General features: G+C 74.7%; 17 protein-coding genes and 1 pseudogene. 8 read left to right on the top strand and 10 right to left on the bottom strand.

Annotated features, from left to right (window positions below):
• Positions 1-103 precede the first annotated feature (103 nt).
• Positions 104-430, top strand: coding sequence for a putative quinol monooxygenase (locus ACYQ77_RS10720; protein WP_459709928.1), 327 nt, complete (start codon positions 104-106; stop codon positions 428-430).
• A 21-nt stretch (positions 431-451) separates the two neighbouring features.
• Positions 452-832, top strand: a complete 381-nt coding sequence (locus ACYQ77_RS10715) for a hypothetical protein (protein WP_459709926.1) — start codon at positions 452-454, stop codon at positions 830-832.
• Positions 833-1,491: 659 nt separating this feature from the next.
• Here ACYQ77_RS10715 and ACYQ77_RS10710 read toward each other — a convergent pair.
• The 4 genes and pseudogenes from ACYQ77_RS10710 to ACYQ77_RS10695 form a co-directional block, all read right to left on the bottom strand.
• Positions 1,492-2,328 (bottom strand): annotated as a pseudogene (locus ACYQ77_RS10710) (protein kinase domain-containing protein); the annotation flags it as partial.
• 223 nt (positions 2,329-2,551) lie between these two features.
• Positions 2,552-3,517 (bottom strand): threonine ammonia-lyase, encoded by a 966-nt coding sequence (locus tag ACYQ77_RS10705; RefSeq protein WP_459709925.1) that lies wholly within the window; start codon positions 3,515-3,517, stop codon positions 2,552-2,554.
• 64 nt (positions 3,518-3,581) lie between these two features.
• The gene (gene fusA / locus ACYQ77_RS10700; protein WP_459709923.1) at positions 3,582-5,567 is read right to left on the bottom strand and encodes an elongation factor G; all 1,986 of its coding nucleotides are present in this window, start codon (positions 5,565-5,567) and stop codon (positions 3,582-3,584) included.
• Positions 5,568-5,857: 290 nt separating this feature from the next.
• Positions 5,858-6,727, bottom strand: coding sequence for a hypothetical protein (locus ACYQ77_RS10695; protein WP_459709922.1), 870 nt, complete (start codon positions 6,725-6,727; stop codon positions 5,858-5,860).
• Between the two features lie 154 nt (positions 6,728-6,881).
• Between ACYQ77_RS10695 and ACYQ77_RS10690 the strand changes: the two genes are divergently transcribed.
• Positions 6,882-7,406 (top strand): hypothetical protein, encoded by a 525-nt coding sequence (locus tag ACYQ77_RS10690; RefSeq protein WP_459709920.1) that lies wholly within the window; start codon positions 6,882-6,884, stop codon positions 7,404-7,406.
• Here ACYQ77_RS10690 and ACYQ77_RS10685 read toward each other — a convergent pair.
• Positions 7,403-10,198: an AfsR/SARP family transcriptional regulator gene (locus ACYQ77_RS10685; protein WP_459709918.1), complete on the bottom strand. Its 2,796-nt coding sequence runs from the start codon at positions 10,196-10,198 to the stop codon at positions 7,403-7,405. The two genes, ACYQ77_RS10690 and ACYQ77_RS10685, sit on opposite strands and share 4 nt — an antisense overlap.
• Positions 10,199-10,393: 195 nt before the next feature.
• Here ACYQ77_RS10685 and ACYQ77_RS10680 point away from each other — a divergent pair, with 195 nt between their 5' ends.
• Both ACYQ77_RS10680 and ACYQ77_RS10675 read left to right on the top strand, forming a co-directional pair.
• Complete coding sequence (locus tag ACYQ77_RS10680; RefSeq protein ID WP_459709917.1) at positions 10,394-11,506, top strand: WD40/YVTN/BNR-like repeat-containing protein; 1,113 nt, start codon at positions 10,394-10,396, stop codon at positions 11,504-11,506.
• Positions 11,503-11,799, top strand: coding sequence for a MoaD/ThiS family protein (locus ACYQ77_RS10675; protein ID WP_459709915.1), 297 nt, complete (start codon positions 11,503-11,505; stop codon positions 11,797-11,799). The genes ACYQ77_RS10680 and ACYQ77_RS10675 overlap by 4 nt, the downstream gene beginning before the upstream one ends.
• Positions 11,800-11,813: 14 nt before the next feature.
• Here the strand turns inward: ACYQ77_RS10675 and ACYQ77_RS10670 are convergent, their stop codons facing one another.
• A complete protein-coding gene (locus tag ACYQ77_RS10670) occupies positions 11,814-12,716 on the bottom strand; it encodes an SDR family NAD(P)-dependent oxidoreductase (RefSeq protein WP_459709914.1) in 903 nt (300 codons plus the stop codon).
• Between the two features lie 344 nt (positions 12,717-13,060).
• On the opposite strand from ACYQ77_RS10670, the gene ACYQ77_RS10665 reads away from it, so the two are divergent.
• The 3 genes from ACYQ77_RS10665 to ACYQ77_RS10655 all read left to right on the top strand — a co-directional run bounded on the left by ACYQ77_RS10665 (position 13,061) and on the right by ACYQ77_RS10655 (position 19,293).
• Complete coding sequence (locus ACYQ77_RS10665; protein ID WP_459709912.1) at positions 13,061-16,069, top strand: type 2 lanthipeptide synthetase LanM family protein; 3,009 nt, start codon at positions 13,061-13,063, stop codon at positions 16,067-16,069.
• Positions 16,062-16,286 (top strand): hypothetical protein, encoded by a 225-nt coding sequence (locus tag ACYQ77_RS10660; RefSeq protein WP_459709911.1) that lies wholly within the window; start codon positions 16,062-16,064, stop codon positions 16,284-16,286. The genes ACYQ77_RS10665 and ACYQ77_RS10660 overlap by 8 nt, the downstream gene beginning before the upstream one ends.
• Before the next feature lie 79 nt (positions 16,287-16,365).
• Positions 16,366-19,293 carry a helix-turn-helix transcriptional regulator gene (locus ACYQ77_RS10655; protein ID WP_459709909.1) on the top strand — a complete coding sequence of 976 codons (2,928 nt, stop codon included), beginning with the start codon at positions 16,366-16,368 and terminating at the stop codon, positions 19,291-19,293.
• Between the two features lie 60 nt (positions 19,294-19,353).
• Here ACYQ77_RS10655 and ACYQ77_RS10650 read toward each other — a convergent pair whose 3' ends face one another.
• From ACYQ77_RS10650 to ACYQ77_RS10635, 4 genes are read right to left on the bottom strand one after another with little or no spacing between them, the layout of a single operon-like run.
• Positions 19,354-20,850 (bottom strand): M28 family peptidase, encoded by a 1,497-nt coding sequence (locus ACYQ77_RS10650; RefSeq protein ID WP_459709908.1) that lies wholly within the window; start codon positions 20,848-20,850, stop codon positions 19,354-19,356.
• Positions 20,851-20,867: 17 nt separating this feature from the next.
• Positions 20,868-22,211 carry a M28 family peptidase gene (locus ACYQ77_RS10645; protein WP_459709906.1) on the bottom strand — a complete coding sequence of 448 codons (1,344 nt, stop codon included), beginning with the start codon at positions 22,209-22,211 and terminating at the stop codon, positions 20,868-20,870.
• The gene (locus ACYQ77_RS10640; protein WP_459709904.1) at positions 22,211-23,740 is read right to left on the bottom strand and encodes a M28 family peptidase; all 1,530 of its coding nucleotides are present in this window, start codon (positions 23,738-23,740) and stop codon (positions 22,211-22,213) included. Before ACYQ77_RS10640 ends, ACYQ77_RS10645 begins: the two co-directional genes overlap by 1 nt.
• 36 nt (positions 23,741-23,776) lie before the next feature.
• Positions 23,777-24,817: a MupA/Atu3671 family FMN-dependent luciferase-like monooxygenase gene (locus tag ACYQ77_RS10635; protein WP_459709902.1), complete on the bottom strand. Its 1,041-nt coding sequence runs from the start codon at positions 24,815-24,817 to the stop codon at positions 23,777-23,779.
• Positions 24,818-24,829: the final 12 nt, after the last annotated feature.

The raw sequence follows: 24,829 nt of genomic DNA, 5'->3' as shown, positions 1-24,829 counted from the left end.
GATCCAACCCTAAGGGCAGGCGCGTGCCCCTTTCGCGGTGCGGACGTCCGGCGTTGCACACTGGTCCGGCCGAGCCTGCCCGGGCCCGACCCGAAGGAGCATGATGATCTTCATTACCGCCAAGTTCCGCGTCCGCCCGGAGCACGCGGACGACTGGCCGTCGATCACCCGCGAGTTCACCGAGGCCACCAGGGCCGAAGCGGGGTGCCTGTGGTTCGACTGGTCGCGCAGCGTCGACGACCCGAACGAGTACGTGCTGGTCGAGGCGTTCCGCGACGGCGAAGCGGGCGGCGAGCACGTCCGGTCGGCGCACTTCAAGGCCGCGCAGGAGAAGCTGCCGCCCTACCTCGTGGCGACCCCGAGGATCGTCAACGCCACGGTCGAGCAGGACGACTGGTCGGAACTCGGCGAACTGGCCGTGCGGGACTGATCAGCTGGTTACCGTGGGGGCATGGAGAGCACACCGGCCGTGCGCCCGCTCGCGGTGGCGGCCCGGCGCGCGCTGTTCCTCGCCGGGCTCGCCGTCGCGGTCTGGTCCGTCGTCAGGGTCGTGCGGCTGGTCGCGGGCGACGACAGCGCGGTGGCCGACGACGACCGCCACGGCTACGCCGCGATCTTCTCGCTGGTGCTCACCCCGGTGCTGGCCGTCGCCGTCGTGACGCTCGTGACCGCCACGGCCGAACTGTGGCGGTCGGGCCGGTCCCAGCGCATCGCCCCGGGGGTCGCGCTGGCGTTGTCGGCCCCGCTCGCGAGCCCGGTGGCCATCGCCGCCGTGGCCGTCGGCGCCGCCATCCTCACGGCCGCGATCGTCGACCGGCGCGTGGACAGGTAGCCGCAGCGTTCGTCGGCGTGCTGACGGCGACGCGGCGGTCCACCGCGCGCTCGACCGGCTGCGCCACATCTGCTGCTCCGACGGGGTCGGCGTCAGGAAATGTCCGAGGTCTTCTTGTCGAAGCGCAAACCGATGGTCACCGAGTAGGGCACTTCGGCCAATTCCTCCGCACGCTGGCCGAGAACGGCGACTCCTCGGTCCCAGACGCGGATCCATCGGAACACCACCCGGACGTGCGTCGCGGCGGGAATGTTGATCGCGGTCGTCTGCTCGAACACGAGTTCCGACTTCAGGTCGAGGGAATACTTCGAGAGGACCTCACTCTGGATCCGCCCCTGCATCGCGGCGACGTCGAGAAACTTCACACCGGCGTTCCCACCGATCGTCCTCGCCTTGTCCATGTGCACGGCGACCTCGACCCTGGCCGTGTGCGCGACGCGGATCGTCTCGACAGACGTGGAGGAGCTGCCGGAGTTGTCGAAGGTGTACACGTTCTCGCCGTGTGGCTCTTCGTACTGCGTGACCGAGGACAGGCGCAGCACGTCGGCGCCTTTCACCCGCACGACGGGTTCCGGCGCGGGCCGCCGGGTCGGGACGGCGGCAGCCGGCCGGAAACCGGTCGGCTGCCCGGGGCTGCCGCCGAGCGTGGCCGTGGCCAGGGCTTGCGGGCGCCGCCCGGCCAGCGCCCGGTGCAGGTCGGTGCGCATGTCCGCGGCCGACTGGTAACGGTCCGGCACGCCCTTCGACAGCGCTTTCAGCACGATCGCGTCCAGCGCGGGAGACACCCGTGGGTTGAGCGCCGACGGGGGCCTCGGCTCCTCCCGGACATGCCGGTACGCCACGGCGACCGGGGAGTCGCCGATGAACGGGGGCTCCCCGGTCAGGAGTTCGAACAGCACGCACCCGGCCGCGTACACGTCGGTGCGCCCGTCCAGCGCCTCACCGCGAGCCTGTTCGGGTGAGAGGTACTGGGCGGTGCCGATGACCGTGTCCTCGTCGGCCGTGCCGACGCTCGTGGCGATGCTCGAGTTCTTCACCTTGACCGCGCCGGACCTGGTGAGCATCACGTTCCCCGGCTTCACGTCCCGGTGCACGATGCCCTGCCGGTGGATGAAATCCAGCGCCGCGCAGACGTCCGCCATGATCTCCACCGCGCGCTGCGCGGGCAGCGCACCCGAGGTCCGCACGACGTCGCGCAGCGTCCGCCCGTCCACGTACTCCATGACGATGTACGGCGTCGGGCCCAGCTCGGTCTTCGTCTCACCGGTGTCGTACACGGCGACGATCGCCGGATGGTCCAGCAGCGCGATGGCCTGCGCCTCGCGGCGGAAGCGTTCCTGGTACTCCGGATCGCGGGCCAGTTCGGGGTTCAGCATCTTGACCGCCACGTCCCTGCCAAGGCGGACGTCACGACCCTTGCGCACCTCGGACATGCTGCCGTGGCCGAGTACCTCACCCAGCTCGTACCGGTGGGAGAGCAGTCTGGGTGTACTCACGAAGCCACCCCTCAGTTTCACGAAACCGATGTAGCTCCGGATCACGCTACACGGCGAGGGGGAAAGGTTCAGGTGCGCGGATCCGGGTCACGAAGCCGCCCGCGGCAAGCGGTGACGGGACCGTACTGCCCGCCCTCGGCGTCCTGCGCGCGGGTGCTCCACCGGACAGCAGCACGGGTCCGCGGCGAGACACCCGTGGCCATTCCCCCCTCGACCGGGTGGCTCAGACCGCGCCGACCCAGCGGTGGTAGGCGGCCACGTCCACGTTGCTGCCGCAGACGATGGTGACCACGTGCCGCCCCGCGAAGCGGTCCGGGTCCTCGAGCAGCGCCGCGATGCCCAGTGCGGCCGACGGTTCCACGACGAGCCCGGCGTGCTCCAGCAGCAGCCGCATCCCGGCCATGATCGACGACTCCCGCACCAGGACGGCGTCGTCGGCGGTCTGGAGGAGGTCGTCGAGGACCGCCGGGATGGGGAAGCGGCCCGCGACGCCGTCGGCGATGGTGTCGGTCGCGTCGGTCGTGACGACGCGCCGTGCGTGCCAGGAACGCGTCATCGCCGGTGCGCCTGCGGGCTGGACGCAGATCACCTCGGTGCCCGGCGACCGGGTCTTGAGCACGTGGCCGACGCCGGTGGCGAGCGCCCCGCCGCCGAGGGCGATCAGCACCGCGTCGAAGGACGGCGCCGCGTCCACCAGCTCCAGGCCGATGGTCGCCGCGCCCTCGCAGGTCTCGAGGTCCAGGCTGTCCTCGACCAGCCGGATCCCGTCGCGCCGCGCGATGTCCGCGGCCCGCGCGCGGGCGGCGTCGAAGTCGGCGTCCACCACCTCCAGCTTGGCGCCGAACGCGCGGATGCGCTCGAGCTTCGCGGCCGGTGCGAAGCGGGACGCGACGACCGTGACGTCGAGCCCGCGCTTGCGGGCGGACCACGCGAGGGCCTGCCCGAGGTTGCCCGCGCTGGCGCACACCGCCGCGCGTGCGCCGCCGTCCGCGAGCAGGCTCGCGACCACCTCGGTGCCGCGGCCCTTGAAGCTGCGCACCGGGTTCGCCGTCTCGAGCTTGACGCTGACCGCGCAGCCGACGTGGGGTTCCAGCGCCTCGCACCGGTACAGCGGGGTGTCGAGGAACACCGGGTCGATCATGCGTCGCGCGGCCTGGATCCGGTCGAGGTCGAGACGCGTTCCCTGCACGGTGCGGGAGTCTAGTGTCGCGCCGACGGGTGGCCCCGCCCGTGTGGACGGGGCCACCCTCGCGTCATCCGGTCGCGGCCTTCGCCGGGACCGGTGCGTAGCCGGCGGGCCGGGCGGTGAACGTGCCCCGCCCGTGCGTCCGGCTGCGCAGGCGGTCGGCGTACCCGAACAGCTCGGCCAGCGGCACGGTCGCGGTGATCGTCACCGTGCCACCGCGTGCCGCCGACGCCGTCACGCGGCCCCGGCGCACCGCCAGGTCACCGAGCACGCCGCCCATGGCGTCCGCAGGCACGGTGACCGCGACCTCGGACACCGGTTCCAGCAACGTCATCGCGCAGGCGCGCAACGCTTCGCGCAGCCCGAGCCTGCCCGCGGCGCGGAACGCCATCTCCGACGAGTCGTTCGGGTGCGTCGCCCCGTCGGTGAGGGTGACCGCGAGCCCGGTGACGGGGTGACCCCCGAGCGGGCCCTCGGCCAGTGCGTCCCGGCACCCGGCCTCGAAGGCGCGCACGTACTCGCGGGGCACGCGCCCGCCGACGACGGCCGACCGGAACACGAAGTCCTCGGCCGCGGGCGCGACGTCCAGCACGACGTGGGCGAACTGGCCGGGGCCGCCCGCCTGCCGCACGTGCCGGAAGACCACATCGGACACCCCGGACGCGACCGTCTCCCGGTAGGCCACCTCGGGCCTGCCGACCGCGACCGCGAGCCCCCGGCCGCGCCGGATCTTCTCCACCGCCACCTCCAGGTGCAGTTCTCCCATGCCGGACAACAACGTCTGCCCGGTCTGCGTGTCGGTGCGCACGGTCAGCGACGGGTCCTCCTCGACCAGTTCGGCCAGCGCCGCGGCCAGCCGTTCGGTGTCGGCCGTCCGGCGTGCCTCGACCGCGACGGACACCACCGGTTCGGTGACCGACGGCGGTTCGAGGAGCACCGGGGCCGACGGCGCGCAGAGGCTGGCGCCGACGCGCGCGGTCTTCGGGCCGACCACGGCGACGATGTCACCGGCCGACGCCGCCGCCAGTTCCGTGTGCCGGTCCGCGTGCACCCGCAGGATGCGCGCGACCCGTTCCTTCCGGTCCGCACCGGCGTCCAGCACCGTCTCTCCCTTGTGGACGGTGCCGGCGTAGACCCGAACGTACGTCAGCCGTCCCGTCGGCGTCGCGACCACCTTGAACACCAGGCCGGCGAACGGCGCTGCCGGGTCGTTGCCGGGCACGTCGGCGGGCGAGGGCAGGTACTCGACGACGGCGGACAGCAACGGCTCGATCCCGCGGTTGCGGTAGGCGGAGCCGCACAGCACGACCACACCGTCACCGCTGCGGGTCAGGTCCCGCAGCGCCGCGGTCAACGTCGCCGCGGATACCGGCGTCTCGGCGCAGAACTCCTCCAGTGCGGCGGGATGTCGTTCCGCCACCGCCTCTTCGAGCGCGTGCCGCCGTCGCCGTGCCTCGGCCAGGAGGGCGTCCGGTACGGGTCCTTCGACCATCCGGTCGTCGATCCACCGCAGGGCACGCATTTCCAGCAGGTCGACCACACCGGTGAAGCCTTCCTCTCTGCCGATGGGGAACTGGACGACGAGCGGCGCCGGGTGCAGCCGCTGCCGTATCGACGCGACGGCCGCGTCGAGGTCGGCGCCCGCGCGGTCCATCTTGTTGACGAACGCGATCCTCGGCACGCCGTGCCGGTCGGCCTGCCGCCACACCGACTCGCTCTGCGGCTCGACCCCGGCGACGGCGTCGAACACCACGACCGCGCCGTCGAGCACCCGCAGGGAACGTTCGACCTCCGCGGCGAAGTCGACGTGGCCGGGGGTGTCGATCAGGTTGATCCAGTGGCCGTCCCAGGCACAGCTCACGGCCGCGGCGAAGATGGTGATGCCGCGGTCGCGTTCCTGGGGGTCGAAGTCGGTGACGGTCGTGCCGTCGTGGACCTCACCGCGCTTGTGGGTGGTGCCCGTGGCGTAGAGGATCCGTTCGGTGATGGTGGTCTTGCCCGCGTCGACGTGGGCGAGGATGCCGAGGTTGCGGACAGTGTTCAGCGATCGCACGAGGCGGCCTTCCGAGGTGGTCCGGACAAGGTCGGCGCGATGCACGGGACGAACGCACACGAGCACGCGGCACGCGGCCGCGTCAGCGGGGTGTCGTCACCGGGTCCGGGGCCGGGCGCGCAGCCGGCGCCGGGGCGCCGGGGAGATCAGGAGCACCTCGAACCGCGCACGGGAGACGGCGTCGTGACGGCGCACGGCCTGCCTCCTCGTGTCGCGGGGGGGCGCGTCCGGTGTGGACGCGCGGTTCGGCTGCACTGTAGCGGGGCGGGTACGGGCAGCGGAACCGATTTTCACCGCGCGTGCGCGACGACCGTCTTCGGCGACAGGCGGCCCTTCGCGGGTTCGCGGGAGATGGCGCCCGCCGACGCCGCGGCGGTCAGCACCCCGATGGTGTCGGCGGGGCGGTAGATCGTCTCGCGCAGGGTGTGCTGCTGGAGGTCGGCGACCGTGCAGCTGCCCCGCCGGGCGAGCTCGGCCAGCAGCACGCGGCGCAGCGGCAGCAGTTGCGGGGTCAGGGAGATGTCGACGAGCGCGTGCTCGGCGTCGCGCGGGTCGCGGTAGCGGATGCCCGCGAACTCGTCGGCGGCCCAGAGCTCGTTCTTGAACGTCGTGAGGTGCTTGTCGCTGCCGGTGGCGAACAGCAGCAGCCGGGTGTTCCCCGCGTCGTCGGCGAGTTCCACGGTCACCGCGTACGGCAGGCCCGCGTCCCGCAGCCGTGCCCGGTCGGCGCGCACCCGGTCCGCCGTCGCCGCGGGCAGAACGAGCAGGACCTCGCGCCCCTTGCCCGGCAGCAGCGCGTCGACGACCCGCCACACCGCGGGCTCGTCGAGCACACCGTCGGCCGTGGCGTCGAGGTGTGCCAGCGCCGGGCCGGTCACCGCCAGGTCGCCCGGGCCGGCGACCGAGCGCACCGACAGCCCCGGCGGCGTCTCCCGTGCGGTGCTGCCCCCGCCCAGCAGCACCCCGCCCAGCAGCACCACGTCCAGCTCGTGCCCGGCGAGCCGGTCGGCGAACTCGGCGAACACCCGCAGCGCGGCCGCGTCGTCCCGGCCCGCCTCGACGTAGGTGGCGCGCCGGTGCGACCGCAGCACGGACGGCGTCCACGCGTCGAGGTAGCGCACGAGGACCTCACGCAGCACCGCCGTGTGCGGACCGGCCATGCACCGGTTGTACCCCGGTCCGGCCCCGGGCACCAGACAAGGCCCGCGACCTGCGGTTGTAGTGGCCGTGTAGTGGCCGCGCACAACCTTGCCGGGCCAGCGGCGGCGGGACCCGCTCCCGGCCGCCGGACGTCCGAACGCGAGGAGAACGCACATGAGGAAGCTGCTCAGGGTCGTCGGGTTGCTCGGGGTGGCGGCGGCCTTGACGGCCGGCACCGCGGCGGGCGCATCCGGCGCCGAACCGCGGCCCGCCGAGGTGTACGCCGGGATCACGGCCGCCGACGTCGCCGACCCCACGGCGGTCCTGCCCGCCGACAGCGCCGACGGCGAGATCGGCACGCTGCAGACGGTCGAGGGCGCCATCGCCTGGTTCCGCAACCGCAACGGCAGCAGCGCCTACGAGGGCTACTGCGAGCGCGCGGTCCGCCTGGCGTGGAACCGGGCGACGCACCACGCCAGCGCGATCGAGCACTGGCGCTCCTCCGACGGCGTCCGCCACACCACGGGCACGCCGCCGCGCGGTGCGTTCGTGTTCTGGAACATCTCGTCCTACGGCCACGTCGGCCTGGCCGACGGCAACGGCGGCGTGTGGGCGACCAGCGTCGGCGGCCACATCGGGCACGTCCGGCAGGGGTACTTCGCCAACTACCTCGGCTGGAAGCGCGGCAACAGCAACTAGTCGGTCCCGCGCGTCTGGTGGGACGACGGCTCCACCAGACGCGCGGGCCCGCGTGCCCGCCTGCACCGCGCGAGCAGCAGCAGCGCCTGCGTCTCCCCGCCCCGGTTCCCCGTCCGCCGGAACACGTCCAGCGCCCGCTCCCCCAGCCCGCGCGCCCGGTCCGGCGCACCGGCCGCGAGCAGCGTCTGCCCGATCCCCAGCAACGCGTAGGCCGTGCAGCGTTCGTCCCGCAGCTCCTCGAGGATGGCGAGCGCGGTGGTCAGCTCCCGTTCCGCGGCGGCCAGGTCGCCGGTGCCGCGGTGCACCGCGCCGAGTTCGGTCCGCACCTTCGCCTCCCGGTGGCGGTCCCCGATGTCGCGGGCCACCGCCAGCGCCGCCGACAACCGGGCCGCCGCCTCCTCGTGGTCGCCCAGCACGTGGCACACGGTCCCCAGCGAGCCGAGCATCTGCGCCTCGCCACCGCGGTCGCCGACCGCCCTGAGCCGGTCGAGGGCACGCCGGTAGTGCGGGAGCGCGTCCGCGGGCCGGATCCCCACCCGCGCCACCGTGCCGAGGCCCGCCACCGCGAACGCCTCCCCGCGCGCGTCGCCGAGCCGCGCGAACAACTCCGCGGACCGGGTGAACGCGTGCCGGGCGGCGCCGTACTCGTCGCGGTAGAGCCGGACCTGGCCGAGCCCGCGCAGGATCGCGGCCTCGCCCGCGAGGTCGCCTGCGGCACGCACGGCGTCGAGTGCGTGCTCGTGGCAGGCGCGCCAGTCGTCGTAGTGACCGCGCAGGTCCTGGAACGGCACCGCCGCGGCCGCGAGCTGCCACGCCAGCGCCGCCTCGCCCGCCGCGGCGCACAGCTCGACGGCCCTGGTCAGCGCGACCCGGTGCGCGGCGAACCACCCGAGCGGTTCGGCGACCACCGACCGCTCCTGCGCCTCGTCGAGCGTCCAGCCGAGCGGTTCGCCGGTGACCGCGCCGAACGCGGCCGGCAGCTGCGCGGCGGCCCGCTTGACCAGCGACAGCAGCGCCGACATCGCCCGGCGGAACGCGGCGGCGCGCTCCTGCTCCGGTTCGCCGGCGAGGATCTCCCGTGCGTGGCAGTGCAGGAGGCTGTGCAGCGCGTACTGCGGGTGGCCGCCCCGGCCCGGGCCTGCCAGCGCGACCAGGTTCGCGTCGACCAGCAGGTCGAGCACGTCGTGCGCGGGCCTGCCGAGCAGCGCGTCGACCGCCCACGCCGGGAACTCGCGGCCGCCGAGCAGTGCGAGCCTGCCGAACGCGCGGACCCCGTCGCCGGGCAGCTGCCGGACGCTGAGCTCGAAGCTCCGCCGCACCGCGAGGTCCCCGACGCGCAGCTCACCCAGCCGTGTCGACTCGTCGGCGAGGCGGTCGCGCAGCGTGCGCAGCGACCAGGCGCGCCTCCCCGCGAGCCGCGTCCCGGCGATGCGGATGGCGAGCGGCAGCCTGCCGCAGAACTCGACGATGTCGGCGGCGTGCCCGGCCTCGGCGGCCACCCGGTCGGCGCCCGCGACGGCCGCGAGCAGCCGGGTGCTCTCCGCCGCGTCGAACACGGCCAGTTCGACGTCGTGCGCGCCGGTCAGCTCGGGCAGCCGGGAGCGGGCGGTCACCAGCACGGCGCAGCCGCCGTCGGCGGGCAGCAGCGGCCGGACCTGCGCGGCGGTCGCCGCGTCGTCGAGCACCACCAGCACCCGGCGCCCGGCGAGCCGGGACCGGAACAGCGCCGCCCTGGCCGTCGCCCCGTCCGGCAGGCCTGCGCCGAACACCCCGAGCGCGTGCAGGAAGTCCGCGAGCACCGTGGCGGGGTCGGCGGGCCGGTCCCCGGTGGCGTCGAGATCGGCGTGGAACTGGCCGTCGGGGTACGCGGCCCGCAGCCGGTGCGCGACGTGCAGGGCGAGCACGGACTTCCCGGTGCCCGGCGGTCCCGACACGACGGCGACCGGCGCCGCGAACGTGCCGGGCCGCGGGGTCAGCGCGGTCAGCAGCTCGGCGACGGCGGCCTCCCGGCCCACGAAGTCCGGCAGGTCGGCGGGCAGCTGGTGCACCACCGCGGCGTCCCGCGGCGTCTCGTCCCGCAGGACCGCGGCGTGGGCCTCCCGCAGCGCGGGCCCCGGCTCGACGCCGAGGTTCGCGACGAAGCGGGCCCGCACGTCGGCGTAGGCGGCGAGCGCGTCGGCCCGGCGCCCGGCCCCGGCGAGCGCGAGGAGGTACTGCTGCCACAGGCGTTCCCGGTAGGGGTGCTCGGCGAGCAGCCCGGTGAGCTCCTCGATGACGGGTCCGTGTTCGCCGAGCCGGACCCGCAGCGCCAGCCGGTCCTCCGTCGCGGCGAGCCGCGCCTCGGCCAGCCCGCTCAGCTCGGCCTCCCACGCGGGCACCGCGGGCAGGTCGGCGAGCGGGTCCCCGCGCCAGAGCCGTTCCGCCGCACGGAGTTCCGCGACCGCGACGGCGGGGTCGCGCTCCGCACGGGCTCGTGCGCACGCGTCGCGGAACACCCAGGCGTCGACCGACTCCGGCGGCGTGCGCAGCTCGTAGCCGGTGCCGCTGGTGACGAGCCCGTCCCCGTCGAACGGCAGCGCGCGCCGCAGCCGCCACACGTAGGTCTGCAGGTTCGCGGCGGCCGACGTCGGCGGGTCCGCACCCCAGAGCACGTCGACGAGCTGCGCGGCCCGCACCGGCCTGCCCACGTTCAGCAGCAGGTGCGCGAGGACCATCCGCTGCTTGGTCCCGCCGAGCGGCACCGCCCGCCCGGCCACCTCCACGCGCAGCGGCCCCAGCAGCTGGAATCGCACCGGCCGCGCCTCCCGAGTTCGCAGGGCTACCCGGAAGTAGACCGCCGCGCGCCCGCGTCGGTTCCCTCGCCGTCGGCGAACGCGGCGGCGACCCTGCGTCCCCCGATCGTGTCCCTCCGCGTCACGCCGCTGTTTTTGTCGGTGGCCGGTGCCACACTCGCCGGTGGCAACGACGCCCCACCTCAGGAGGAAGCCATGACCGGCGTTCGCGTGCTCGTCGGCACCCGCAAGGGCGCCTTCGTGCTGACCTCGGACGGCACCCGCAAGGACTGGACGGTCTCCGGTCCCCACTTCGGCGGCTGGGAGGTCTACCACGTGGCCGGCTCGCCGGTGGACCCCGACCGCCTGTACGCGTCGCAGCACACGGCGTGGTTCGGCCAGCTCGTCCAGCGCTCCGACGACGGTGGCCGGTCGTGGCGCCCGGTGGGCAAGGACTTCGACTACGACGGCGACCCCGGCACGCACCAGTACTACGACGGGACGCAGGTGCCGTGGGTGTTCAAGCGGGTGTGGCACCTCGAACCGTCCCTGTCCGACCCCGACCTCGTGTACGCGGGCATCGAGGACGCCGGGTTCTTCCGCACCACCGACGGCGGCGGCAGCTGGCACGAGCTGCCCGGCCTGCGCGCGCACGGCACCGGCCCGTCGTGGGGCCCGGGCGCGGGCGGGCTGTGCCTGCACACGATCCTCCAGCACCCTGCCGATCCGCAGCGGCTGTTCATCGCGATCTCGGCCGCGGGCGCGTTCCGCACCGACGACGGCGCCAAGACGTGGCGGGCGATCAACCGCGGCCTGGTCTCCGACGGCATCCCGGACCCGGACGCCGAGGTCGGCCACTGCGTGCACCGGCTCGCCATGCACCCGTCGCGGCCCGACACGCTGTTCATGCAGAAGCACTGGGACGTCATGCGTTCCGACGACGCTGGTGAGAACTGGCGCGAGATCAGCGGCGACCTGCCGACCGACTTCGGGTTCCCGATCGGCGTGCACGCCCACGAGCCGGACACGATCTACGTCGTCCCCATCACCAGCGACTCCGAGCACTACCCGCCGGAGGGCCGCCTGCGCGTGTACCGCTCCCGCACCGGCGGCGACGAGTGGGAACCGCTGACGAAGGGGCTGCCGCAGGAGAACTGCTACGTCAACGTCCTGCGGGACGCCATGGCTATCGACAGCCTCGACGACTGCGGCGTGTACTTCGGCACCACCGGCGGCCAGGTCTACTGCTCCCCCGACGCGGGCGACACGTGGTCGCCGATCGTGAGCCACCTGCCCTCGGTGCTGTCGGTGGAGGTGCAGACGTTGTGAGCGTGCGCGTCAAACTACCCACGCACCTGCGGCGCCTGGCGGGTGTCGACGGCGAGGTGTGCCTGGACGTCGGCGCGGAGGTCACCACGGACGCGGTGCTCACCGCGCTGGAGGCGCGCTACCCCGTGCTGCGCGGCACCATCCGCGACGCGGCCGGGCGCAGGCGTGCGTTCGTCCGGTACTTCGCGTGCGAGCAGGACCTCTCGCACGACCCGCCCGGCACCCCGCTGCCCGCCCGCGTCGCGGACGGCTCGGAACCGTTCCTGGTGGTGGGTTCGATGGCAGGCGGCTGACCACGCACGCCGTGTCAGCGGTGCACCCGCAGGCGCGGCGGCAGGCGGCGTTCGACGCCGTAGGGCTGCAGGTGCGGCGCGAGCGGGCCGGCGAACGCGTCGGCCAGCGCTGCCGGGGTCCACGCGCCGGCGGTCGTGCACGGGTGGTCGGCGAACGCGTTCGTGGTCACCACCGACACGCGGCGGCCGTCGAAGCGGAAGAACTGGCCGGTGATGCCGTCGGCGAGGTCGCTGAGCAGGAACGTCACGAGCGGCGCCACCGCATCCGGCCGCTTGTCCGCGATCCCGGCGAGCGGCGGTGCGTCCTGTGTGGACGGAGCGAGGCCGCGGCCGAGCGCGTTCTCCGTCATCCGGGTGAGCGCCATCGGCGAGATCGCGTTGACCCGGATGCCCGCCGCCTCCAGGTCGAGCGCCGCACTGTAGGTGAGCGCGGCCAGGGCGCCCTTGGTGGCGGCGTAGGTCGAGACGCTCGGGAAGCCGAACATGCCGCCGGAGGAAGCGTTGACGATCGCGCCACCGCCGCCGTCCCGCATGACCGCGCTCGCCGCGGCCTGGCACTGCAGCGCGCCGAGCACGTTCACGAGCACCGCCCGGCGCATGGCGTCCGGCCGCTCGTCCCACGGGAGTGCCTCGTGGTACAGCCCGGCGTTGTTGACCAGCCCGTCGAGCCTGCCGAACGCCGCCACGCAGGTGGCGACCAGCGCGTCGACGGCCTCGGGATCGCTCACGTCGTGCCCGCTCGCGACGGCGTCCCCGCCCGCGGCGGTGATCTCGCCGACCACGGCGTGCGCCTCCGCCACGTCGACGTCGTTGACCACCACCGACGCACCCGCCGCGGCCAGGTCCAGCGCGTAGGCCCGGCCGAGCCCACGACCCGCCCCGGTCACGATGGCCGCCTTGCCGCCGAGCACACCCATCACGCCTCCGCTCGTCAACGTCTGCGTAGATGTTGACAACCGGACGTGGACCACGTCAAGCCGCCCGCGGCCCCCAAGCAGATGGGGCGGTCGCCCCCGGTTGTCCGATGCCGAGGTGTAGCCCTGGCTGTGGGGCGGGCTCTGCTGGGGATCCGTTCCGGGGCTCGCCGGGGTGCGCGGTCGCACCACCCCACGGCTTCGGGGTCGTTCGGCCATTGGGGTGGTGCGGGGGCGCAAAGTAGGTGGTTTCCACGGGTGACGCGTCCCCCCGGCACCTGGCACCGTCCTGCGGCATGTGCGCAGCGGCGCCCGACGGCGCGGGTTTTCACGTGGGGAGCACGTGGATGGGTGAGTTCTGGTGGGTGCCCGCGCTCGCGCTGCACGAGCGGTGCGCCGCTCCCCTGCCGCCACCGGTGGCGACCGACGACGCGGAGCGGTGGCGGGACGCGTTCGGCGCCGACGGGCTCGCCGGGTGGCTGGCCGACCACGGCCTGGACGAGGCCACGCTCGCCGCGGTGCTGGCCGAGTCGCCGGACCGTACCGGGCGGCGGGTCCCGCGGCCCGGCTGGGTGCCGCTGGTGGAACGGGCCGTGCGGGCCGGGGTGCCGGCCGTTCCCGCCGTGCCCGCCGGCTGGCAGGACGCGTTCGCGTTGCCCCTGTCCCCTCTTGTCGCCGAGGCGGCCGCGATGGTCCGGGCGGCCGCCGACGGGACCGGCATCGACGTGGACGGGGTCGTGCGGTCGTTCTCCGCGGGGTTGTCCCGGCGGCTGGTGGCGGTCGCGGCCCGCACGTTCGTCGCGGAGTTGCACGCCCAGCGCGGTGCCGGGGTGCTGGCGGGGGACGATCCGGCCGCGCGGTTCGCCGACTTCGTCGCCCGGCTCGCCCGGCCCGGCGGGCTCGCGGGGCTGTTCATCCGCTACCCGGTGCTGGCCCGCCTGCTCGGGCAGGCGTGCGAGTTCGCCGCCGACGCGACCGTGGAGCTGCTGCGGCGGTTCGCCGCCGACCGGGACGCCCTCGTCGCCGGGCTGCTCGGCGGTGTCGACCCCGGGGCGCTGGTGCGGGTCGTGGCCGGGCTGGGCGACGCCCACCAGCGTGGGCGCACCGTGTCGATGGTCGTGTTCGCGGACGGGCGGCGGGTGGTCTACCGGCCCCGCGACGTCGGGACGCACCTCCGGTTCGGCGAGCTGGTGCGACGGCTCAACGACGCGGCGCCCGGGCTGGGACTGCGGTCCGTCGCGGTGCTCCCGCGCGCCGGGTACGGGTGGCTCGAGCACGTCCCGCACCGGGCCATGACCGACCCCGGCGAGGTGGACCGGTTCTACCGCAGGCAGGGCGCGCTGCTCGCGTTGCTCCACGTGCTCGACGGCGCCGACATCCACTGCGAGAACCTCATCGCCGTCGGCGACCAGCCCGTGCTCATCGACGTCGAGACCATGTTCCACCCCGACCTGCCGCAGCCCGGCGTGCCCCGCGACGATCCCGCCACCCGCGCGTTCGGCTCGTCCGTGCACCGCACCGCGCTGCTGCCGTTCCCCGTCGTCGGGGAGCACGGCGTGCTCGACATCTCCGGGCTGGGCGGCGACGCGGGCGCGACCACGCCTGCGAGCGTCGTCGGCTGGGACTTCGCCGGCACCGACCGGATGCGGCTCGCCCGCAGGCCCGCGCCCTACGCGGGCGCGCGCAACCGGCCCCGGATCGGTGACCGGCCCGCCGACCCCGTCGACCACGAACCCGCGCTGCAGGACGGGTTCCGGCTCGGGTACCACGCGATCATGGCGCGGCGCGCGGAGTTCGCCGCGTACGTCGAGACCTGCGCCGACGTCGAGGTCCGGGTGGTGGCGCGGCCGACCGACCGGTACGCGTTCCTCCTCGACGAGTCCACCCACCCCGCCCTGCTGCGCGACGCGCTGGAACGCGACCTGGTCCTCGGCGAGCTGTGCCGCCGGTCCGCGGCGGATCCCGTGCGGCGCAGGCTGGTCGCGCACGAGCTGGCCGACCTGTGGGCCGGGCAGGTGCCGCTGTTCACGGCACGGCCCGGCGCGCGGCACCTGTGGTCCTCGGCCGGGCGCCGGATCGACGACGTGCTCGAACGGACCGGTGTGCGCGGCGCGGTGGACAAGCTGCGGGACATGGGCGAGGCCGACCGGCGCACCCAGGCGTGGGTAGTGTCCGCCGCGCTCGCGACCCGGCGCCGCACCGCGGGCGCGGAGGACCACGTGGGCGCCGGGCCCGTCCCCGGGGCACCGGCCGGCGCAGGCGCGCACCCGCAGCGCCTGCTCGTCGCGGCGTGCGCGCTCGCCGACCAGCTCGTCGCCGCCAGCCAGGCCACGCCCAGCCGGGTGAACTGGCTCGGTCTCGAACTGGTCGACCGGCGGCAGTGGGCCGTGCTGCCGATGGGTGGCGGTCTCGCCGACGGCTACCTCGGCGTCGCCCTGTTCCTCGCGCAGCTCGCCGACCTGAGCGGGATCGCCCGGTACGCCGACACCGCCCGCGCCGCCGTCGGCGCGGTGCCGGCACTGCTCGCCACCCTCGCCGAACGTGCCGGGGTGCTCGCCATCGTCGGCCGCGGCGGGCTGCGCGGGCTCGGCGGGCTGGCCTACGGGCTCGCCCGGCTCGCCACGCTCCTCGACGACACCGGGCTCCGGGACTGCGCCGCGACCGCCGTGGACCTCGCGGCCCGGGCGCCGAGCAGGCCGGGGTGGGCCGATGGCGACGCGGGCTGCCTCGCCGCGATGCGTGCCGTCGCCGCCGAACTCGGCCTGGCGACGGCGGCCCGGCTCGCCGCCGAGTGCGCCACCCGGACCGCCGCGCACGTGTCCGGCACCGGGCTCCCCGCCGGGTTCGCCGACGGGCTGGCGGGCCTCGCGTGGGCGCTGACCGGCGCCGACGACGAGCCGGCGCACGCGGCGGCGGCACGGCACGCGATCGACCGGCTCCCGCCCGGCGACGCGGCCACCGGCTGGTGCCGGGGCGCGGCGGGCATCGCGATCGCCCGCAGCCACGCCGACCCCGCGGCGGCGGCGACCGCGCTCCTCGACCGGCCCGTGCTCCGCGACCTCAGCCTCTGCCACGGCGAGCTCGGCGTCATGGAGGCGGTCACCGAACTCGCCGGGCGGGCCGGGGACCGCGCGGTCACGGTGGCCGCCCGGCGCCGCGCCGGACTGGTCCTCGCCGCGCTCGACCGGTACGGCCCGTCCTGCGGCACCCCCGGATCGGTGTCCACGCCCGGCCTCGTCAGCGGCTGGGCCGGGATCGGGTACGGGCTGCTGCGGCTGGGTTTCCCCGGCCGCGTGCCGTCCGTGCTCCTGTTGCAACCCAGTCGGAACAACGAGAGGAAAGAACACCATGCGTGACCAGCACCCGATCACGACCGTGCCCGACAACGACCCCCTCGGCCCGGTCGCCACGATGCCGTCGGTGACCTTCGGCAGACGCGAAGCGGCGCTCGCGGGCATCGGCGCGGTGGGCGGCGACGGCGACCAGCCGCCGTCGGCCGCGTTCACGTGGCACATCACGTGCTCGTCCATCACCCTCAACCACGGAGCAGCGGAGGACGGCGACCAGACCTAATTCCTGGCGCGCACAGCCCATCGGCCGGGCGCACATCTGGCGGATAGACCGGTCCTGCACCCCGTGGAATGGTGTGGCCATGGGGCGCAGGTCACCGGTAGTAGTCGGTCGGGGCAAGGAAATCAACGACATCCGCGACGCGCTCGACGCGGCCCGGGCCGGCCGCGGACGCACGGTCTTCCTCGTCGGCGAGAGCGGCATCGGCAAGTCGCGGCTCGCGACGGCGGCCGCGGAGCTCGCCTTCGACGCCGGGATGCGGCTGCTGCGGGGACGGGGCACCGTGATCGGGCCGATGGTCCCGTTCCGGTCGCTCACCGAGGCGCTGTTCTCCCTGTCCCGCGACGAGAACCCCGTCGACGTGGCCGCGCTCGGCCCGTACCGGCCGATCCTGGCCCGCCTCGTGCCGGACTGGGGCGCGCCCGCCACGCAGGACGGCGGCTCGGTCGTCGTGCTCGCGGAGGCGGTGCTGCGGCTGACCGCGCTCGCCGGGCGCGGCTGCGGCTGCCTGCTCACCCTCGACGACCTGCAGGACACCGACGCCGAGACGCTCGCCGTCGTCGAGTACCTGATCGACAACCTGGACCGGCAGCCGACCACGGTGATCGGCACGATCCGGTCCGAGCCGTCCCCCGCGCTGCGCCTCGCGCGGCTCGCCGCCCAGCGCGGCACCGCGGTCGTCGTCGAGCTGGAACGGCTCACCCGCGAGGAGACCGGCCTGCTCGCGGCCGCCTGCCTCGGCACCGCCCCGGCCGAGGTGCCGGAACCGGCGGTCGACCTGCTGTGGGCAGGCAGCGCGGGCATCCCGTTCCACGCCGAGGAACTCGTGTCCGGCATGGTCGACGGCGGGCTGCTCGTGTCACGCGGTGGGCGCTGGCACACGAGCGAACGGCTGCAGACGAGGCTGCCGGAGACGTTCGCGCGCAGCCTCGCCCGGCCCGTCGACCTCCTCGACCCCCGCGCCAAGGAACTGCTCACCACGGCCGCCATGATCGGCAACCGCTTCCCGCTCGCCGCGGTGCGCGCCGCCACCGGGCTCACCGACCGCGACCTGCTCAGCTACCTGCACGAGGAGACCGCCGCGCAGCTCGTCGACGTCGACGAGCAGACCCCCGACTGGTACTGCTTCCGGCACCGGCTCATCCGCGAGGCGCTGCTCACCACGCTGTCGGCCGCCGAGCGCGCCGCGCTCGCCAGGAAGGCGGCCGACACGCTGCCTGCCGTGTACCCGGGCCTGCCCGGCGAGTGGTGCCAGGTCACCGCCACCCTGCTGGTGGAGGCGGGGGACACGACAGCCGCGGGCCGCCTGTTCACCGAGGCGGGCAGGCGCGCGCTCGCGCAGGGCGCCGCCAGCTCGGCCGTCGCGTTGCTGGACCGCGCGTGGGAGCTCCTGCCACCCGGCGACACCCCGGCCCGCGCCGACACCATGGAGTCGCTGCTGTACGCGCTGGCGGAGGGCGGGCTCGTCGAACGCGCGCTGACGTCCATCGGCGTCCTCGACCAGCTCGGCGGCGGGCTCGAACCCAAGCGCAGGGCGCGGCTGCACACCCGGCTCGCGTGGGCGGCGGTCGTCGCCGGGCAGCCCGCGCAGAGCATGGCCCAGCTCGACGCCGCCCGCGCGCTGCTCGGCCCGGAAGCGTCGCCGGAGGACACCGCGCCGGTGGACGTGGTGGCCGCGCACCTCGCGCTCGACCTCGGCGGCCAGGAGCAGTTCGACGCCGCGGAGGCCATCGCCAGGAAGGTCGCGGTCGTCGCGGAGGCCGTCCCGCTGCCGGTCGTCGCCTGCCAGGCGCTGCAGCTGCTCGGGGCCGTGGTCCGCGCCCGCGACCCCGCCGCCGCGACCGCCTACCTCGAACGTGCGCACGCCGTCGCCGTCCAGCACGACCTGCCGATCTGGGTGATCCACGCGCTGGTGCGGCTGGGCAACGACGACGCGCTGCGCGAGGCGGACACCACGCGGGTGGAGCAGGCGCGCGAACAGGCCGCGCGGGTGGGAGCGGTGAGCGCCAGGTACCTCGCCGAGACCGTCATCGCGACGCACACCGTGCTGTCCGGCGACTTCGCGACCGCGGGCACACTGCTCGACCAGGTCATCGACGCGGCCGGGCGGCTGCGGCTGCGGGACACGCTCCACCAGGCGCTGCTCGCCCGCGCGATGCTCGCCGCCCACCGCGGCCGCCGCCGCGACATGGACCGGGTCCTCGCGCGGTTCCGCGAGCTCGACGGCGACGCGCTGCCGATGTACGCCTCCCGCGTGCACGGGCTGGTGCGGGCGGTCTGCGCGCTGCTCGAGGAGGACCGGCCCGCGGCCCGCGACGAGCTGGCGCAGGCGCTGCACGCGGAGGACACCAACCCGTCGATCCTGCAGCTGAGCGGCCGCCACGGCCTGCACCTGCTGGTGTGCGCGGTCGACGGCGACCTCGACCAGGACGGCTTCGACGCGGTCGTCGCCGACCCGGCCGACCGGTTGCGGTGGGACCGGCAGTTCGCGCTGTTCGCGCGTGCCGTGCTCGCCGGGCGGGCGGGCCGTGCGGAGCAGGCCGCCGAGGACGTCGCCGAGGCGATGCGTGCCGGCGCGCCCTACGCGATGGCCGTGCACCTCGGGCTGCGGCTCGTCGGGGAGGCCGCCATCGCCGACGGGTGGGGCACCCACGCCGAGTGGCTGCGTGCCGCCGAGGACTACTTCCACGGCGCGGACGTGCCCGCCGTCGCGAGCGCGTGCCGCGCGCTGCTGCGCGGCACCGGGGAGCGCGTCGCGCCGCGACGCACGGGCGCGGCGGAGATCCCGCCGTCGTTGCGGTCCGCCGGGGTGACCGTGCGCGAGTTCGAGGTGCTGCGGCTGCTCGCGGAACGGCTGGGCAACCGCGAGATCGCCGAGCGGCTGCACCTGTCCACCCGCACGGTGGAGGGGCACGTGTCCAGCCTCATCACCAAGACCGGGCTGCCGAACCGGCGCGCGCTGAGCAAGCTCGCCCTGTCCGGCCCGGACTCGGCCATCGCGACGGCGTGACACCGCGCCCGGCCGCCCGGAGGGGGCGGTGCGGCCGGGCGCGGTGCCGTCAACGGGTGCTCAGCGCGTCTCCGTCCCGGCGGGCGCGGTGGCGGCGCGGGCCGCTGCCGCCCGCTTGGCCGCCCGTGCCGAGCGGGCGGGCACTCCGTTGACCCCTTCCGTGCTGATCGCGTAGGACGCGGTCACCCACGCCAGCGCGTCCGCGTTGCGGTCGAGCACGGAACGGTCGATGTTGCCGAGGTTGTCGCACGCCTCGTGGTAGCAGGCGTCGAACGGGACCCCCGCCGTGCCGCCCCACTTCGCCGCCTGGGCGGGCGTCTTGACGTCCTGGTTGCCGGTGAACACGCCCCCGGAGGGGATCCCGGCGGTCAGGAACGGCAGGTGGTCGGAACGCATGGCGGGCAACGGGATCCGTTCCGTCTCCGTGCCCGTCGCGGCGAGGTAGCTCGCGAACGCGTCCTCGATCGCCGTCGACCCGTACGGCCCGGCGTCGCCGTCGTAGACGAAGTAGCCGGCGTTCGGCGCGGCGATGCCGTCGGCGTTGAGGTACAGCGCGATGTCGAGCTGCTGTTCGAAGGTCAGGTGGTCGAGGTAGTAGGGCGCGGAGACGATGCCGAACTCCCAGGAACCCCAGAACACGAACCGGACCGCGTTGTTCACCTTCGGCGCCGGCCCCATCTTCAGCGCCAGCTCCAGCAGCGCGGCGGCGCCGCTGCCGTTGGTGCCGACACCCGCGCCCTCCACCACGCTGTCGAGGTGCGCGCCGGCCATCACGACGTTGCCGGGGCGACCGGTGGTGGTCTGCGCGATGAGCGTGCGGGACGTGCGCATCTCGGTGAGCGTCCGCAGCTCGACCGTCGCGGACTGACCGGCCTTGGCGAGCAGTGCCTCGCCGATCGAGCGGGAGACGCCGCCGGTGGGGATCTTCGCGTCGGCCTCCGACACGAGGCTCGCCCGCAGCCAGGTGTCGGTGGTGTTGTAGATGATCGTCGCGATCGCGCCGGCGGCGGCCGCCGCCTTCTGCTTGACCGCGAACGTGCAGCCGCCCCGCCGCACCAGGACCACCGTGCCGGTGTAGTTCGCGTTCGCGTAGTCCGTGGCGTCGCAGCCGTGCGTCGGGTCGTCCGGCGGCACGGCGAGCGGCCCGGTGACGCCGCCCACGGGGGTGTCCGGCGTGTACAGCGCCATGTGCACCTTCACGGCCGTGCCGCCGACGACGAGCCGTTCGGCCAGCGGCGCGGAGTAGCGGACCGGGAAGTCCTGGGCGGTGACCTCGAACCCGGCCGCCGTCAGCTTGCCCGCGACGTAGTCGGCCGAGGCCAGCAGGCCCGGTGTGCCGGGCGCGCGGTTGCCGCCGTTGCGGTCCGCGATCCGCTGGAACGCGATCAGGTGGCGGTTCATGCCGTCCAGCGTCACGGCCTTCGTCATCTGCCGTGCGAGCTTGGGTCCGTCGGGCGCGGCCTCACCCGCGCTCGCGGGCAGCACCGTGAGCCCGAGCGCGGTGCACGCCGCGGCCAGGACCGCGACCGCGCGACGCGGTCTCCTCCACGAGGACATGGTCTTCTCCTTCTGTGTCAACGGGTTCGGGTGGCCGCGCGCGCGGCGCGGCCGGGCAGGTCGCCGGTGCCGGCGGCGTAGCGGGCGGTCACGGCGGCGAGTGCGGCGGTGTTGGCGGCGAGCGCGACGCGGTCCACGTTGTGCAGGTCGTCGGCCGCGCGGTGGTAGCCGGGGTCGAACGGGATCCCGGCGGTGCCGCCCCACTTCGCGGCCTGGGCCGGGGTTTTGATGGCGGTGGCGCCGGTGTAGAGCCCGCCGGCCGGGATGCCCGCGGCCACGAACGGCATGTGGTCGAACCCGCCGACGAGCGACAGCGGTTCGCTCGCCACGCCCTGCTCGGCGAGCGCGTCCCGGAAGGCCGCCTCGATGGCCGCGCAGCCCAGCGGCGCGCGGTCGCCGAGGTCGGCGCCGCTGAACACGAAGTACCCGCCGTTGGACGAGCCGAGCATGTCCACGTTCAGGTACAGCGCGATGTCCAGCCGCTCCTCGTCGGTCCGGCTCTCGACGTACTCGGTGGAGCCGACCTGGCCGAACTCCTCCGCGCCCCACCACGCGAACCGCACCGCGTTGGCCACGTCGGGGTTGGGGCCGAGCCGCAGCGCGGTCTCCAGCAGCGCGGCGCAGCCGGTCGCGGCGTCGTTGATGCCGGGGCCCTCCACGACGCTGTCCAGGTGGGCGCCCGCCATCACGACGTTGTCGAACGCGCCGGTCCTCGTCTGCGCGATGACCGTGCGGGACGTCCGCGGTGCCGAGGACATCCGCAGGTCCAGCGTGACCGGGGCACCGGCCATGGTCCGCAGCCGCTCCCCCAGCACCCGGCTGACGCCGCCGGTCGGGATCCGCGCCTCGTCGTCCGACACCAGCGTGCCGAGCAGCCACTCGTCGTTGGTGTTGTGCACGAGCACCCCGGCCGCGCCCGCGGCGGCCGCGTTCTGCTGCTTGCGGGCGTGCGGGCAGCCGCCGCGTTCGACGAGCACGATCCGGCCGGTGTGGTCGCCGTCGGCGAAGTCCGCCGGGTCGCAGCCGCGGGTGCGGCCGGGCGGCAGCACCGACAGCGGCGCGCTGATCCCGCCGGGCGGCGTGTTCGGCGAGTACCGCATCACGGTCACCTCGAGCTCCTCGCCCGCGACCACCAGCCGCTCGGCGACCGTCTCGGCGTAGGTGATCGGGAACTCCCGCACGGCGACGTCGAACCCCGCCGCGGTGAGCAGGCCGGCCACGTAGTCGACGGACTCCTCGTGGCCGGGCGTGCCCGACGCGCGGGTGCCGCCGTTGCGGTCGGCGATCCGCTGCAGCTCGGTGAGGTGGCCGAGCACCGCCGCGATCCCGGCGGGCTCGGCACGCACCCCGGTGGCGGACATCAGGACGCCACCGCCCCGGCCACCGACGGCGACGCGGCCACCGTCGCCGTCCGTGCCGCGGCGCTGCGCTGGCGCTCCCGCGCCGCGCGCGGCGGCACCCCGTTGACGCCCTCGGTGCTGATCGCGTACGACGCGACCGTGTAGGCCATCGCGTCGGCGTTGCGGTCCAGCTCGGCGCGGTCGACGTTGCCGAGGTTGTCGCACCGCGTCTGGTGGCACGGGTCGAACGCGACGCCCTCGGTGCCGCCCCACTTCGCCGCCTGCGCCGCGGTCTTCAGCCGGAACGACCCCGAGTACAGGCCACCGCTGGGGATGCCGAGGGTGTGGAAGCCGAAGTGGTCGGAGTTGCCGTCGTAGTCGGTGCCCTCGGTGGGGATGCCCCGCCCGTTCAGGTAACCGGTGATGAGCTGCTCGATCTGCGCGGTGCCGTACGGGCCGCCGCCGCGCCCGTCGGAGTTGTCGCCGTCGAACACGAAGTGGCCGCCGTTGGGTGAGCCGAGCATGTCGAAGTGCAGGTACATCGCGATGTCGAGCTGTTCATCGAAGTCGAGGGAGGCGCGGTAGTCCGTGGAACCGGACTGCGTCCACTCCGCGCCCCAGAACACGAACCGGACCGCGTTGTTCACCTTCGGCGCCGGTCCCATCTTCAGCGCCAGCTCCAGCAGCGCGGCCGCGCCGGTCGCGTTGTCGTTGATGCCGGGGACGTCGTCCTCGCTGTCGAGCTGCGCACCGGCCAGCACCACGTTGTCCGCGCGCCCGGTCCTGGTCTGCACCACCAGGTTGCGGCTGGGTGTCGGCTGGATGTGGGTGCGGATGTCCACGTCGGCGAGCTCGCCGCCGCGCGCCACCAGCTCGGTGCCCTCGGCGTTGGACAGCAGCCCGGTGGGGATCCAGGTCTCGTTCGGGGTGCCGGTGAGGATGCCGCGGCCGGGCCCGGGCGCCAGGTTGTAGACCAGTGCCACCAGCGCGCCGTGGTCGGCGGCCACCTGCTGCTTCTGCGTGAACGTGCAGCCGCCGCGCGCGATCAGCGCGATGGACCCGGTCGCGTCGAGTCCGGTGTAGTCACTGGCCTCGCACCCGGACGTGGCGTCGACGGGCACCGGGAGCAGCGGCCCGCGCACCCCGCCGATGGGGGTGTTGGGCGAGAAGATGATGGGGAACGGGGAGATGCGGGTGGTGCCCGCGGCGACCGTCGAGGCGTCGGTGACCCTGCGGTCGTACCGGAACTCGAGTGCGCTCACCGCGAACCCGGCGTCGCGCAGCTTGCCCGCCACGTACTCGTGGCTGAGCCGGAAACCGGCCGTGTACGCGGCTCTGGTCCCGTCCTCGCTGCGGTCGGCGAACCGCTGGAACGCGATCAGGTGCCGGTTGATGTTGTCGATCGTGACCTTGTCGACCAGCTTGTCGGCGAGGTTCGGCGCCGCGGCAGCGGGTGCGGCGGTCAGCGCGAGCACCACGCCGGTGACGACCGCCGCGACGAGCGCGCGGACGGCGGTCCTGCGTGGTCCGTTGTGGACAGTGGGGTGCATCTCGGGTGTCTCCTCAGGTGGGTGTGCGGAGTCGGGTCAGCCCGCGAGTGACGCCTCGCGCAGCTTGTTCAGGTGGGGCAGGCCGTCGAGGGCGGCGTCGGTGTCGCCGAGGAAGTCGACGAGGCAGGCGATCTCGTCGACGCCCGCGCCCCGCACGGCCTCGACGACGGCGGTGGCGTCGGCGACCGTGCCGAACAGGCCGCCGGTCTCGAAGTAGCGGTCGAACGAGCGCTCGACCAGGAAGTCGACGTCGTCCGGCGTGAGCGTGTCCGGGTCGACGCCGGGCAGCAGGTCCCCGGACGCCCTGGCGATCAGCCCGATCGAGCTGCGCAGGTAGGCGCTGAACGGCTCGCGGACGACTGCCTTCACCGCCTCGCGGTCGTCGCCGAGGAACGCGTGCAGCATCAGGGTGACGTGCCCCGCCCGGTCGCCGTGCTCGGCGGCCAGGACCGCCCGGTAGTCGGCGATCTTGCCGGCCAGGTCGTCGAGGTCCTGCCCCAGCAGGTGCGTCAGCACGCCGGCGCCGAGCCTGCCCGCGGTGCGGAACGTCTCGGGGTTGCCGGAACAGGTCACCCACACCGGCAGCTCCGGCTGGACCGGCGCCGGGTAGGTGCGCACGGCGACCCGGTCGCCCGCGCCGTCGGTCAGCTCGACCTCCTCGCGCCGCCACAGCCTGCGGACGGTGTCGACGGTCGCGGTGAGGACGTCGCGCCGGTCCGCGTAGTTCTCCGGCCGGATCGCGAAGTCGACGGCGTGCCAGCCGGAGGTGAACGAGATGCCCACGCGGCCGCGGGACAGGTTGTCCACGACCGCCCAGTCCTCGGCGATCCGGACCGCGGGGTGTAGGGGCGCCACCACGCTGCCCGCCCGGATCGCCACCCGGTCGGTGACCGCCGCGACCGCGGCCCCGGCGACGGCCGGGTTCGGGTAGTCGCCACCGAACGGGTGGAAGTGCCGTTCGGGGGTCCACACGGCACTGAAGCCGTGCCGGTCGGCGAACCGGGCGCCCTCGAGCAGCAGGCGGTACCCGTCGCTTCGCTCGGCGTGGTCGGCGAAGTAGAAGAGGCTGAAGTCCACGGTTGTCCTCCG

The organism is Actinophytocola sp. KF-1, from assembly GCF_054661535.1.
This window is presented reverse-complemented; position numbering and strand designations above follow the sequence as displayed.